Consider the following 12,166-nt stretch of genomic DNA (forward strand, 5'->3'; position numbering starts at 1 on the left):
AGCCGCTGTTGCGGCAGGCTAGTGGCCATGAAGCCACTGCCTCTGGGTGTCCGCGTCGCCGCCGGACTCGCGGTGACCGCCCTCGAACAGGCCCGCAAGCTGCCGCAGCAGCTCGCCGGACTCCCGTTGACGGTGGTCAGCGAGGCGATGCAGCTGTCCATGCGCGTTCAGCAGCATGTGACCGAACTCGCCATCAAGGGCGACGACGTCCTCTCCGGACTGAGGCCCGCGGAGGAGGAGCCGGAGTGGGCGACCTTCGACGAGGACGAGACGCCCGTCACGACTTCTCAGGAAGTGATCGCCGACGACCCGTGGGAAGAGGAAGAGCGGGCGATCGCCGAGGTTCCCGAGTTCCTGCCGTCCTACGACGAGCTGTCGATCGCCCAGCTGCGCGCCCGGTTGCGCAACCTGGACGTGGAGCAGCTCGAGGAACTGCTGCGCTACGAGAAGGCGCACGCGGCCAGGCCTGAGTTCGTCGGCATGCTCAACCGCCGGATCGCGACGGTCAAAGCTCAGTGACCGACGCGAAATCCACGCCGGAGAACCCGTGGCCGGTGCGGACCGTCGCGCGCAAGCTGCTCGACTGGATCAACCGGCTCGGCGACGTCTGGGTCGAGGGCCAGGTCACGCAGCTCAACGCGCGCAGCTCCACGGCGTTCCTGACGTTGCGCGACCCGAGCGTCGACATGTCGATGTCGATCACCTGCAACGCCGGGATGATCCGCGAGCTGCAGCTCACCGAGGGCAGCCGCGTGATCGTGCACGGGAAGATCAGCTTCTACCCGAACCGCGGCACGCTGTCGTTGCGGGCGGACGACATCCGCGCGGTCGGCGTCGGCGAGCTGCTGGCGCGCATCGAACGGTTGCGCAAGCTGCTGCACGCCGAGGGCCTCTTCGACCCGCGCCGCAAGCGCCGTCCGCCGTTCCTGCCGAACAAGATCGGCCTGATCACCGGTCGCGCCTCTGCGGCCGAACGCGACGTGCTCACGAACGCGCGCAACCGCTGGCCCGGAGCGCACTTCCGGGTCATCAACGTCGCCGTGCAGGGCCCGATGGCGGTCACCCAGGTGATGACCGCACTGTCCACTCTGGAACGCGACCCCGAGTGCGACGTGATCATCATCGCCCGGGGTGGCGGCAGCGTGGAGGACCTGCTGCCGTTCTCCGACGAGGCGTTGTGCCGCGCGGTGTCCTCGTGCCGCACGCCGGTGCTCTCCGCGATCGGTCACGAGCCGGACACCCCGCTCCTCGACCACGTCGCGGACCTGCGCTGTTCGACGCCGACCGACGCGGGCAAACGGGTGGTTCCCGATGTCGCCGAAGAGAGTGAACGCGTCCGCCAGATGCGCGACCGCGGGCGGCGGGCGCTGCACGGCTGGGTCGACCGGGAACGCAAACTGCTCGACGCGCTGCGGTCACGACCAGTACTTTCGGACCCGTACGGCCCTCTGGAGCGCCGCGCCGAGGACGTGAAACGTTTTCGCGACCAAGGCCGTAGGGCTGTCACGCAACGTCTCGACACCGAAGACGTCCACCTGTCGGGGACGAAAGCCCGCTTGACGACCCTCGGACCAGCCGCCACGCTGGCCCGCGGCTACGCCGTTGTGCAACTCGTCACACCTGAGGGGCCGGACGGCGTGCTGCGGTCTGTGGTGGACGCCCCGAGCGGAACACAGCTGCGGGTACGCGTCGTTGACGGAGCAGTGGGAGCAGTGGTCACCAACGTGGAAGGGGGAGGTACCGATGATGCGTGATGCCGTGTTCCTGCCCCTGACCATGGAGGCGGCCGGCTCGTGCGGCTCGGGGCTGCGGAACAAGGCGGAGGCGGCGAACAGGGCCGCGGCCGAGTGCTGGACGGAGATGGTGGGCGACTGCGACACCACCAGCCGCCGCACGCTGATCCTCACGTTGCACGACCTGAGCGAGGCCACCGCCGGAACTGTGCAGTACCGGCGTGTTGCGGAGGCCGAGGCGCTCATCGACGAGGCGGTGCGAGAGGGTGACGGCGAGGAGTTCGCGGAGGCGCTCGTCGGGTACGACCTGGCCGTCGCGACAGTGCTGAGCCGTCTGAGGAGCCAATCCGCGTGAGTTCGGAAACACTCGGTTACGAAGCCGCCCGCGACGAGCTGGTCGAGGTGGTCCGCAAGCTGGAGGCCGGTGGCCTGTCGCTGGAGGACTCACTCGCCCTGTGGGAACGCGGTGAGGCGCTCGCCAAGACGTGTGAGCAGCATCTCGCCGGTGCGCGCGAGCGAATCGATGCAGCTCTCGCTGTGGTCGAGGAGGACGTTTCCGAGGCGTGATCCCGTGCAAGGATTCAGTTGCCGATCACAAAATCCGGCACGCTGAGTAGTCGCATGGAGGCGCGCAATGGTGAACACCCCCGCGGAACGACGTCGCGAAGCCCCCGACCGGAACCTGGCATTGGAGCTCGTGCGCGTCACCGAGGCCGCGGCCATGGCCGCCGGCCGGTGGGTGGGCCGCGGCGACAAGAACGGCGGTGACGGCGCCGCGGTCGACGCGATGCGCAAGCTGATCCACACCGTCTCGATGCGCGGTGTCGTCGTGATCGGCGAGGGCGAGAAGGACGAGGCGCCCATGCTGTTCAACGGCGAGGAGGTCGGCAACGGCGAAGGGCCGGAGTGCGACGTCGCGGTCGACCCGATCGACGGCACCACGCTGATGTCCAAGGGCATGCCGAACGCGCTGGCCGTGCTGGCCGTGGCCGAGCGCGGGGCGATGTTCGACCCGTCCGCCGTCTTCTACATGGAGAAGCTCGCCGTGGGCCCGGAGGCGGCCGACGTCATCGACATCACCGCCCCGCTCGCGGAGAACATCCGCCGCGTCGCGAAGGCCAAGCACAGCGACGTGTCCGACGTGAACGTGTGCATCCTGGACCGGCCGCGGCACGAGTCGATCGTGCAGGAGGTGCGCAAGGCCGGCGCCCGCATCCACTTCATCTCGGACGGCGACGTCGCGGGCGCGATCGCCGCCGCACGCCCCACGTCGGGCGTGGACATGCTCGTGGGCATCGGAGGCACGCCGGAGGGCATCATTGCCGCGGCGGCGCTCAAGTGCGTCGGAGGGGCCATTCAGGGCCGTCTGTGGCCCAAGGACGACGAGGAGCGCGAGAAGGCGATCGGCGCGGGCCACGACCTGTCCCGCGTGCTCACCACGAACGACCTCGTCTCCGGCGACAACGTCTTCTTCTGCGCCACGGGCGTGACCGACGGCGACCTTCTGCGCGGCGTGCACTACCGGGCGGGTGGCTGCACCACGCAGTCGATCGTCATGCGGTCCAAGTCCGGCACCGTGCGCATGATCGACGGTTTCCACAGCCTTCACAAGCTGCGCGAATACGCCTCGGTCGACTTCGACCTGCCGGAGGACGCGCAGCAGCCGCTGCCGTAGTTCCCTGTGAAGCTGTGAACCGTCAACGGACAGTCACCCTCCGAGTGACCCTAGTGACGAAGTCACTTTCGTCCTTAGTTTCCGACCTGACCCCGGCAACCCTGCGCCGGGTTCAGGAAGGAATCTCAACGATGAGGGCACGTTCGTTGTTCTCCGCAATCGCCGTGGCCGCGGGCGCCCTGCTCGCCTCGGCCGCCTCGGCCACCGCGGCTCCGACGCCCACCACCGACGGTGAGATGGGCACGATGATCGTCGGCGGCACCAACGCCACGCAGGTCTACTCCTGGATGGTCTCCCTGCAGAGCACCTCCGGCAGCCACTTCTGCGGCGGCACGCTGATCAAGGCCAACTGGGTCGTGACCGCGAAGCACTGCGTCCAGGGCTCGTCGCCGTCGTCGATCCGCACCCGGATCGGCACCACGAACCGCACCAGCGGTGGCACGGTCACCGGCGCCTCGCGGATCGTCAACCACCCGTCCGCGGACCTGGCGCTCGTGCAGCTGAACACGTCGGTCAGCCAGGCACCCGCCCCCGTGGCGTCCGTGTCCGGCCCGGTCGGCACCGCCACCCGGATCATCGGCTGGGGCCAGACCTGCCCGACCCGCGGCTGCGGCTCCGCCCCGATCACGCTGCAGGAGCTGAACACGTCGATCGTGACGGACAGCCGTTGCAGTGGCATCAGCGGCGCCACGGAGATCTGCACCAACAACACCGGTGGCAACAAGGGCGCCTGCTACGGCGACTCGGGTGGCCCGCAGGTGAAGTCGGTGAACGGCCGCTGGGAGCTCATCGGCGCGACCAGCCGCTCCGGTGGTGGCGCGACCTGCGCGACCGCTCCGTCGATCTACGTGGACGTTCCGGCGTTCCGCTCGTGGATCAGCCAGTACGCGGGCTCGGTCTAAACCGGTAAACGCGTTGCGAGGGCCCGTCTCCCATTCGTTATGGGAGGCGGGCCCTCCGCGTTGCAACCTCGGCCATCCCCCCGTCGTCTACATCGGCAAAGGATGGGATCACAAGGGGGTGCGCGATGCGGATGTTGCTCGCGGCGGTCGCATTGATGTCGGTGGCGGGGTGCACACAGGGAACCGTGCACGCGGAAACTCCGACAGCACCACCGCCGCCTCCGGTGTCTTCTTCCGTGCCGACCTCTTCTCCGGCGCCGCCGCCCTCGTCCTCGGAAACGCCTCCCCCGCCACCACCTCCCGTGGTGAAGCCAACGCCGTGCAGCATCAGCGACGGCGCGTGCATCCAGCTCTCCACGAACCAGTCGTGGGTCGTGCGCGGCGACAAGATCGTCTACGGTCCGGTGCAGATCACCCACGGGCGCAAGGGTTTCGAGACGCCGCTCGGCGACTTCCCGGTGCTGCGCAAGGTGAAGAACGAGTGGAGCAAGCCGTACAACGCGCCCATGCCGTGGTCGACGTACTTCACCAACAGCGGAATCGCGTTCCACGAGGGCTCGCTGACCGTGCCGTCGCACGGCTGCATCCACCTGGATCCCGCGGCGGCGCAGTACTACTTCCAGAACCTCGCGCTCGGCGAGACCGTTCAGGTCATCGCATAGGACGATGATTCAAATCACCCGGCAGTGGTTACTCCACCACTGAGGGGTGATGTGAGATGCGAGTTCTGATCGCGACGGTGCTCCTGATCCTCGGTTTCGCGGTACCCGCGCAGGCGCAGGCGGGGTGCACCGTCTACAACGGAGCGTGCCTGGAGAAGCACACGAACAAGGCATGGCTGGTGTACAACGGAAAAACCAGCTACGGCCCGGTGCCGATCAGTCACGGCAAGCCGGGGTACGAGACCCCGGTCGGCACGTTCTCGGTGCTGCGCAAGGTGAAGAACGACTGGAGCCGCCCCTACAACGGGCCGATGCCGAACGCTGTGTACTTCACCTCGAACGGCATCGCGTTCCACCAGGGTGACACCAACGTCCAGTCGCACGGCTGCATCCGGCTCGGTGCCGATGCGTCGCTGGTGTTCTACGACAACCTGATGATCGGCGAGAAGGTCCAGGTCCTGCCGTGACTCGACCGCTGCCCACCGGCACCGCCGGTGGGCAGCCCTTTCACGCGAGGAGCTCGCGGACCGTTTCCTCGATCCGGTCCACCCTGCGCAGGGCCGTCTGGTGGTCGGCGCCGTCGTCCTCCCTGGCGAGCGTGTAGATCACCCCGCCGGCACTGGCGACGTGGTCGGGCACCCACACGATGCCGCGTTCCTCCAGAAGATCGGCGACGCCGTCGTCGGTGAGCTGGTTGTTGGCGGGACCGACGACGAGCTTGACGTTGAGCCTTGCGACGGTCTCCGGGCTCAGCACACCGCCGACCGCCGCCGGGACGAGGACGTCGGCTTCCACCTCGTACGCCTGGTCGGGTTCCGCCCAGCCGAACTCGGCCGTGCGCCTGCTCGCGTCCACATCGGACACGACCACCTCCGCGCCTTCGAGGCTCCTCGCGATCAGCTCGCCGACCGAGCCGAACCCGCTGATCACGACCTTCTTCCCGGCCAGATCGTCCGTTCCGAAGACGTGGTGTGACGCCGCTTTGAGCGCTGCCAGCACGCCCCGCGCGGTGGGTCCGCTCGACGACCCCGTGCCGCCGTGTTCCTCCGGCAGGCAGTAGGCGTGCGGCGTCAGTTCCCTGAGCACCAGCATGTCGTCGGGTCCGGTGCCGACGTCAGGGCCCGCGCGGTAGGCGCCGTCGAAGGAGTTGATCAGGTCGGCGTGATCGAGCAGCACGTCCCGGCGCAGCTGCGGGGTGAGCGGCCGGTCGGCGACGATCACGCTCTTGGCTCCGCCGTGCGGAATTCCGGCCGCCTCGCACTTGAGCGTCATGGCCTTCGACAGCCTCAGCACGTCGGTGACGGCGTCGGTGATCTGGTCGTACCGCTTCATCCGGCACCCGCCGACCGCCGGTCCGGCCGCGGTCGAGTGCAGGGCGACCATCGTCGTCATCCCCGACCGCTTCCCGGTGCGGACCACCAGCTGTTCGTGTTCCCACATGTGCGTTCCCTTCCGAACTTCCGCCATGCCCTGGCCTCGAAGTTAGGGTGAAGAACAACGCTCAAGTGACTCCGCCGAACGATGTTCGGCAGCGAGGTTCGGGGAGTGAGATGGACGAACTTGATTCGGCGATCGTGCGGGAACTGCAGCGCGATGCCCGGCAGTCGAACCGCGACATCGCCCGCAAGGTCGGCGTGGCACCGTCGACGTGCCTGGAACGCACCCGGCTGCTGCGCGAACGCGGCGTGATCCGCGGCTACCACGCCGACATCGCCCCGTCCGCGCTGAACCGAGGCGTGCAAGCGCTGGTGTCCGTGCAGGTGCGCCCCTTGAGCCGGGTCGTGATCGACGCCTTCAAGACCTTCGCCGCCGGGCTACCAGAGGTGCTGTCGGTGTTCGTGATGGCGGGCAGCGACGACTTCGTCATCCACGTGAGCGCTCAGGACAACGAGCACCTGCACGCGTTCCTGGTGGACAGGTTGAGCCAGCGCAAGGAGATCGTGGGCTTCCGGACCTCGATCATCTTCCAGCACCTCGCGAAGCACGACCCCGCGCCACTACCAGGTCAGCCCGCGTCGCTCGAGTGACCGGGGAACAGGTGCGCGGACGGGTTGAGCGCGACCGCGATGTTGTTGACCGCCGTCGCCGCCTCCCCGAACCCGGTGGCGATGAGCTTGACCTTGCCGGGGTACTGCGCGACGTCGCCCGCCGCGTAGACCCGGTCCAGCTTGGTCTTCATCGTGGTGTCGACGACGACCGCGCGGTGGTCGAGCTCCAGTCCCCACGACTCGATCGGCCCGAGGTCGGCCGTGAACCCGAGCGCCGCGACGACGGTCTGCGCGGGCAACGTCTTCACGTCCTCACCCTTGACCTTGACGTCCACTTCGGACAGCGGTTCACCGCGCAGCTCGAGCACCTCGGCGTCGGTCACGATCTCGACCCCGAGCTCCCTCACCTGCCGCACGGTGGCCGCGTGCGCCCGGAAGTTCGCCCTGCGGTGGACGATCGTGACGCTGGCGGCGATCGGGTGCAGCGCGAGCGCCCAGTCGAACGCCGAGTCGCCACCTCCGACGATCACCACGTGCTGACCCGCGTGCTCGGCCAGCACGGGCACGAAGTGCACCATGCCGCGCCCCAGCCAGCCGTCACCCGCGGGCAGCGGACGAGGGTTGAACTCGCCCATGCCCGCCGTGATCAGCATGGCGCCCGCGGTGATCGTGGTGCCGTCCGCCAGGCCGATCCGCAGACCGTCCTCTGTGGACTCCAGCGTGCGCGCCTGCCTGCCGAGCAGGTAGGTCGGCTTGAACTGCGCAGCCTGCTCCACCAGCCCGTTGACGAGGTCGCGCCCGCGGATCGCGGGGAAGCCGGCGACGTCGAAAATCATCTTCTCCGGATACATCGCGGTGACCTGGCCGCCGGGCTCCGGCAGGGCGTCGACCACGGCGGTTCTCAGTTCCCGGAAGCCTGCGTAGTACGCGGCGAACAACCCCGTGGGACCAGCGCCCACGATGAGGAGGTCGACGTCACGCTCCATGAGTGGTGCCCTTCTGCCAGTGGTGGGTGGCAGTGCTGTGATCGACCATAGAGACTCGAAGGCATGTCTGAACAGGAGTACCGCGTCGAGCACGACACGATGGGTGAGGTCCGCGTGCCGGTCGACGCATTGTGGCGCGCCCAGACCCAACGCGCGGTCGAGAACTTCCCGATTTCCGGTCGAGGCCTCGAACGAGCCCAGATCAGGGCCCTCGGCCTGCTCAAGGGCGCCGCGGCCCGGGTCAACGCCCAGCTGGGCGTCCTGCCGGACGACCTGGCCGCAGCCATCGCCGCGGCAGCCGACGAGGTGGCCGCGGGCAAGTGGGACGACCACTTCCCGGTCGACGTCTTCCAGACGGGCTCCGGCACGTCCTCGAACATGAACGCCAACGAGGTCATCGCGACCCTCGCGACCCGCGCCCTGGGCCGTGACGTGCACCCGAACGACCACGTCAACGCCTCGCAGTCGTCCAACGACACGTTCCCCACGACCCTGCGCGTGGCGGCCACCGAGGCCGTGGTGACCGACGTGATCCCGTCCCTGGAACACCTGGAGTCGGTTCTCTCGTCGCGCGCCGCGGAGTGGTCCGACCTGGTCAAGTCGGGCCGCACGCACCTGATGGACGCCGTGCCCGTGACGTTGGGCCAGGAAGCCGGCGCCTGGGCGTCCCAGGTCCGCTACTCGGTGGAACGACTGCGGTCCTCCGTGCCCCGCCTGGCCGAGCTGCCGATCGGCGGCACCGCCGTGGGTTCGGGCCTGAACGCCCCCGCCGAGTTCGGCGCCCGCGTGTCCGCGGAACTCGCCTCGGCCACGGGACTGCCACTCGTGGAGGCCCGCGACCACTTCGAGGCCCAGGCCACCCAGGACGGCGTGGTGGAGATGTCCGGGCAGCTCCGCGCGTCCGCCGTGGCGTTGTTCAAGATCGCCAACGACCTCCGCTGGCTCGGCTCTGGCCCCCGCACGGGCCTCGGCGAGCTGGCCCTGCCCGACCTCCAGCCGGGCTCCTCGATCATGCCGGGCAAGGTCAACCCGGTGATCTCGGAGGCCACGATGATGGTCGTCGCCCAGGTCATCGGCAACGACGCCGCCGTCGCGTTCGCGGGCTCGCAGGGCAACTTCCAGCTGAACGTGATGCTGCCGGTCATCGCCCGCAACGTCCTGGAGTCCTCCCGCCTGCTGGCCGCGGTGGCACGTCTGCTCGCCGACAAGGTCCTCGCGGGCGCTGAGGCCCAGACCGACCAGATGCGCGAGTACGCCGAGTCGTCGCCGTCGATCGTCACGCCGCTGAACCGCTACCTCGGCTACGAGGAGGCCGCGTCGATCGCCAAGCAGTCGCTGAAGGAGCGCAAGACCATCCGCGACGTGGTGCTGGAACGCGGCCACGTGCCGTCGAAGCTGACCGAGGAGCAGCTGGACGCCGCGCTGAACGTGCTGAAGATGGCCCGCGGTGGGCGTTGACGTCAGGGTGGTCCGGCCGGAGTCGCGGCACCGCGTGACGGTGGTGGGCGTGCTGCCGGACCCCGGCTTCGTGTTCAGCGAACTGCTCGAGCGGGTGGACCACCCGCTGCTGAACCGCATCGACCCGTACGGCTACCGGGAGCTGGGTTCCGTCGACATGTCGGACTTCGCGGCGGCGCTGGACGCCGTGGGCGCGGAGGGGCGGCATTTCGACGCCCTCCGCGCTCTGGCGGCGGTGTGTGCGGCGGACCGGTCGCTGACGATGGAGTTCGCGGGCGACTGACCAGGTCAGGAGTACATCGCGAGCCAGATCGCGATGTAGTGGCAGATCGCCGCCACCACCGTCGCGGCGTGGAAGAACTCGTGGTACCCGAACACCTGGGGCCACGGGTTCGGCCACCGCGTCGCGTAGAACACCGCGCCGACCGTGTAGAGCGCCCCACCCACCAACAGCAGCACCAGCGCCGCAACCCCGGCGTGGTGCAGCAGCTCGGGCAGCACGAAGACCGCGACCCACCCGAGAGCGATGTAGATCGGCACCCCGAGCCACCGCGGCGCGTGTGGCCACGCCAGCTTCAGCGTCACGCCTGCCAGCGCTCCGATCCAGACGACCCAGAGCACCGTGCTCCCGGTTCCCGGATCCATCGCCAGCAAGGCGAACGGGGTGTAGGTGCCCGCGATGAACACGAAGATCATCGAGTGGTCCAGGCGCTTCATCCACGTGCGCACGCGGTCGGACTTCCACGTGACGCGGTGGTAGAGCGCCGAGACGCCGAAGAGGCCCAGGACCGTCAGGCCGTAGACCGAAGTGGCCAGAGCGGCGCGCGCTGACACTGTGGACGCTGCCAGAGCGATCAGTGTCGCGCCGGTCGCCACGGAAGTGATGAACGACCAGAGGTGCAGCCACCCACGAAGGCGCGGCCGCAGTCCGGGCTGTGGAGGAATGGTCGCAGTGGTCACAAGAACCCAGGTTACGCGACCGTAGGTTTCGGGACCGCTGCTCAGTGATGAAGCTTGCACGGCGTACGCTGTTCGGACGTGGCACTCCGCACCCGTGTGAAAGACGTCGCTATCCACTTCTACGAGTGGATTCTCCGTCGCGAGCTGAGCGAGAACACGCAGGTGCCGAAGCACGTCGGCGTCGTCCTCGACGGCAACCGCAGGTGGGCGAGGGAAGCCGGGTTCACCGACGTCGCGCACGGGCACCGGGCCGGCGCGCGGAAGATCCTCGAGCTGCTCGACTGGTGCGGTGACGCCAAAGTGGAGGTCGTCACGCTCTGGATGCTGAGCACCGACAACCTCAACCGCGACATCGAAGAACTGGCCCCGTTGCTGGACATCATCGCGGACATCACCGACGAGCTCGCCGAGGACGGCAAGCCGTGGCGCGTCAGGCACGTCGGCGCCATCGACATGCTCCCCGCGGAGCACGCGGAACGTCTCACCAACGCCGCCAACAAAACCAAGGACCGCACGGGCATCCAGGTCAACGTCGCCGTCGCGTACGGCGGCAGGCAGGAGATCGCGGACGCCGTCAGGAAGCTCCTGCAGGCGCACGCCGAGAGCGGCGGCACCATCGAGGAACTGGCCGAGGTGCTCGACGTCGACCACATCGCGGAGCACCTCTACACGTCCGGCCAGCCAGACCCCGACCTGATCATCCGCACGTCCGGCGAGCAGCGGCTCTCCGGCTTCATGCTCTGGCAGTCGGCGCACTCGGAGTTCTGGTTCTGCGAGGCCTACTGGCCCGGCTTCCGGCGCACGGACTTCCTGCGGGCCCTGCGCGAGTACGCCAAGCGCCACCGCAGGTACGGCAGCTAGCGCCTGTATCGAAGTAGAGCGGCTCAGGCCTACCGGACATATTTTTTGGCGCGAGAAGCACGTTCGGGCCATCTATCGGCCCGAACGTGCTTCTNCCCCCGCCAAACAGCAGGGGCTCGGTACGGACTTCGATACAGGCGCTAGTCCCCCAGGCAGCGAAAAGGGGCGCTCACCGCGAGGTGAGCGCCCCTTCCAGAAGCGAGACGACGAGATCAGTCGTCGTAGCCCCAGTCGTCGCCGTCCTCGATGCCGCCGGCGGCGCACGTCTCGGTGATGGAGGGCGAGTTCACCGGAACCGCGCCACCGAGCACCGCGACGTTGTTGCCGCACGCGCCCACAACACCGTTGAGGTTGTTGGCGTTGCCGACGATCAGCAGCGGCGCGTTCTCCCAGTGGTGGCCCTGAACGGCCATCGCGGGGGAACCAACAGCGAGGAACGCCGCGGCCGCGCCGAGAGCGGCACCTGCCTTCTTCAGCACGATTTTCTCCTTAAACGGGATATTGCGGTGAAAAAACATCTGGGGGCGCCAGAAATGACGCCCCCAGACGCAGAACAAAAGAGGAGATCAGCCCTCGTCGACGATGCCGCCGGCGGCGCAGGTCTCGGTGATCGACGGCGAGTTGATCGGCACGGCGCCACCCAGGACACCGACGTTGTTGCCGCAGGCACCGATCGTGCCGTTGAGGTTGTTGCCGTTCAGCAGAACCAGCAGCGGGCCGTTCTTCCAGTGGTGTCCACCGTGGCCGTGGTGGCCTTCGCCCGCCATGGCGGCCGGGGCGAACGCGAGCGACAGCGCAGCAGCGGCCGCAACCGCGGCACAAGCCTTCTTCACGTCATTCTCCTTCATGTCGGGTCATCCCCGTCATTTCCGGAGTCTTCGGGGATCTCCGGAGGCTGGGGTCTCCGGGCGGAGACGCTATCGGTGCAGAACTCAATTGGC

General features: G+C 68.3%; 17 protein-coding genes. 12 read left to right on the forward strand and 5 right to left on the reverse strand.

Annotated elements, in window-relative coordinates; genetic code table 11:
- Positions 1-27 precede the first annotated feature (27 nt).
- From ACFOWZ_RS41945 to ACFOWZ_RS41980, 8 genes are all read left to right on the forward strand, one after another.
- A complete protein-coding gene (locus tag ACFOWZ_RS41945; RefSeq protein WP_382379563.1) occupies positions 28-519 on the forward strand; it encodes a lipid droplet-associated protein in 492 nt (163 codons plus the stop codon).
- The gene (gene xseA / locus ACFOWZ_RS41950) at positions 516-1,754 is read left to right on the forward strand and encodes an exodeoxyribonuclease VII large subunit (RefSeq protein WP_382379564.1); all 1,239 of its coding nucleotides are present in this window, start codon (positions 516-518) and stop codon (positions 1,752-1,754) included. Before ACFOWZ_RS41945 ends, xseA begins: the two co-directional genes overlap by 4 nt.
- Positions 1,744-2,088, forward strand: a complete 345-nt coding sequence (locus ACFOWZ_RS41955) for a sugar ABC transporter substrate-binding protein (protein ID WP_382379565.1) — start codon at positions 1,744-1,746, stop codon at positions 2,086-2,088. Before xseA ends, ACFOWZ_RS41955 begins: the two co-directional genes overlap by 11 nt.
- Positions 2,085-2,300 carry an exodeoxyribonuclease VII small subunit gene (locus tag ACFOWZ_RS41960; RefSeq protein WP_229813098.1) on the forward strand — a complete coding sequence of 72 codons (216 nt, stop codon included), beginning with the start codon at positions 2,085-2,087 and terminating at the stop codon, positions 2,298-2,300. Before ACFOWZ_RS41955 ends, ACFOWZ_RS41960 begins: the two co-directional genes overlap by 4 nt.
- Positions 2,301-2,367: 67 nt before the next feature.
- Positions 2,368-3,408, forward strand: a complete 1,041-nt coding sequence (glpX, locus tag ACFOWZ_RS41965) for a class II fructose-bisphosphatase (RefSeq protein WP_382379566.1) — start codon at positions 2,368-2,370, stop codon at positions 3,406-3,408.
- 131 nt (positions 3,409-3,539) lie between these two features.
- Positions 3,540-4,310 (forward strand): S1 family peptidase, encoded by a 771-nt coding sequence (locus ACFOWZ_RS41970; protein WP_382379567.1) that lies wholly within the window; start codon positions 3,540-3,542, stop codon positions 4,308-4,310.
- Between the two features lie 125 nt (positions 4,311-4,435).
- Positions 4,436-4,972: a L,D-transpeptidase gene (locus tag ACFOWZ_RS41975; protein WP_382379568.1), complete on the forward strand. Its 537-nt coding sequence runs from the start codon at positions 4,436-4,438 to the stop codon at positions 4,970-4,972.
- A 56-nt stretch (positions 4,973-5,028) separates the two neighbouring features.
- Positions 5,029-5,439 carry a L,D-transpeptidase gene (locus tag ACFOWZ_RS41980; RefSeq protein WP_382379569.1) on the forward strand — a complete coding sequence of 137 codons (411 nt, stop codon included), beginning with the start codon at positions 5,029-5,031 and terminating at the stop codon, positions 5,437-5,439.
- 40 nt (positions 5,440-5,479) lie between these two features.
- Here ACFOWZ_RS41980 and ACFOWZ_RS41985 read toward each other — a convergent pair whose 3' ends face one another.
- Positions 5,480-6,412, reverse strand: coding sequence for a Glu/Leu/Phe/Val dehydrogenase dimerization domain-containing protein (locus tag ACFOWZ_RS41985; protein ID WP_382379570.1), 933 nt, complete (start codon positions 6,410-6,412; stop codon positions 5,480-5,482).
- Between the two features lie 110 nt (positions 6,413-6,522).
- On the opposite strand from ACFOWZ_RS41985, the gene ACFOWZ_RS41990 reads away from it, so the two are divergent.
- Positions 6,523-6,999, forward strand: coding sequence for an Lrp/AsnC family transcriptional regulator (locus tag ACFOWZ_RS41990; RefSeq protein ID WP_382379571.1), 477 nt, complete (start codon positions 6,523-6,525; stop codon positions 6,997-6,999).
- On the opposite strand, the gene ACFOWZ_RS41995 is transcribed toward ACFOWZ_RS41990, so the two are convergent.
- Positions 6,978-7,946 carry an NAD(P)/FAD-dependent oxidoreductase gene (locus ACFOWZ_RS41995; protein ID WP_030472915.1) on the reverse strand — a complete coding sequence of 323 codons (969 nt, stop codon included), beginning with the start codon at positions 7,944-7,946 and terminating at the stop codon, positions 6,978-6,980. The two genes, ACFOWZ_RS41990 and ACFOWZ_RS41995, sit on opposite strands and share 22 nt — an antisense overlap.
- Positions 7,947-8,009: 63 nt before the next feature.
- Between ACFOWZ_RS41995 and ACFOWZ_RS42000 the strand changes: the two genes are divergently transcribed.
- Together ACFOWZ_RS42000 and ACFOWZ_RS42005 are read left to right on the forward strand one after the other, a co-directional pair.
- Positions 8,010-9,404 (forward strand): class II fumarate hydratase, encoded by a 1,395-nt coding sequence (locus tag ACFOWZ_RS42000; protein WP_382379572.1) that lies wholly within the window; start codon positions 8,010-8,012, stop codon positions 9,402-9,404.
- Positions 9,394-9,687: a hypothetical protein gene (locus tag ACFOWZ_RS42005; RefSeq protein ID WP_382379573.1), complete on the forward strand. Its 294-nt coding sequence runs from the start codon at positions 9,394-9,396 to the stop codon at positions 9,685-9,687. The genes ACFOWZ_RS42000 and ACFOWZ_RS42005 overlap by 11 nt, the downstream gene beginning before the upstream one ends.
- A 5-nt stretch (positions 9,688-9,692) precedes the next feature.
- Here ACFOWZ_RS42005 and trhA read toward each other — a convergent pair whose 3' ends face one another.
- Positions 9,693-10,364 (reverse strand): PAQR family membrane homeostasis protein TrhA, encoded by a 672-nt coding sequence (gene trhA, locus ACFOWZ_RS42010; protein ID WP_382379574.1) that lies wholly within the window; start codon positions 10,362-10,364, stop codon positions 9,693-9,695.
- A gap of 78 nt (positions 10,365-10,442) precedes the next feature.
- Here trhA and ACFOWZ_RS42015 point away from each other — a divergent pair, with 78 nt between their 5' ends.
- A complete protein-coding gene (locus ACFOWZ_RS42015; RefSeq protein ID WP_382379575.1) occupies positions 10,443-11,225 on the forward strand; it encodes an isoprenyl transferase in 783 nt (260 codons plus the stop codon).
- A gap of 212 nt (positions 11,226-11,437) precedes the next feature.
- On the opposite strand, the gene ACFOWZ_RS42020 is transcribed toward ACFOWZ_RS42015, so the two are convergent.
- Both ACFOWZ_RS42020 and ACFOWZ_RS42025 read right to left on the reverse strand, forming a co-directional pair.
- Complete coding sequence (locus ACFOWZ_RS42020) at positions 11,438-11,704, reverse strand: hypothetical protein (protein ID WP_382379576.1); 267 nt, start codon at positions 11,702-11,704, stop codon at positions 11,438-11,440.
- A gap of 87 nt (positions 11,705-11,791) precedes the next feature.
- Complete coding sequence (locus ACFOWZ_RS42025) at positions 11,792-12,073, reverse strand: hypothetical protein (protein ID WP_035913502.1); 282 nt, start codon at positions 12,071-12,073, stop codon at positions 11,792-11,794.
- Positions 12,074-12,166: the final 93 nt, after the last annotated feature.

Origin of the sequence: Lentzea rhizosphaerae, assembly GCF_042649515.1 — a bacterium.
GTDB lineage: Bacteria > Actinomycetota > Actinomycetes > Mycobacteriales > Pseudonocardiaceae > Lentzea > Lentzea aerocolonigenes.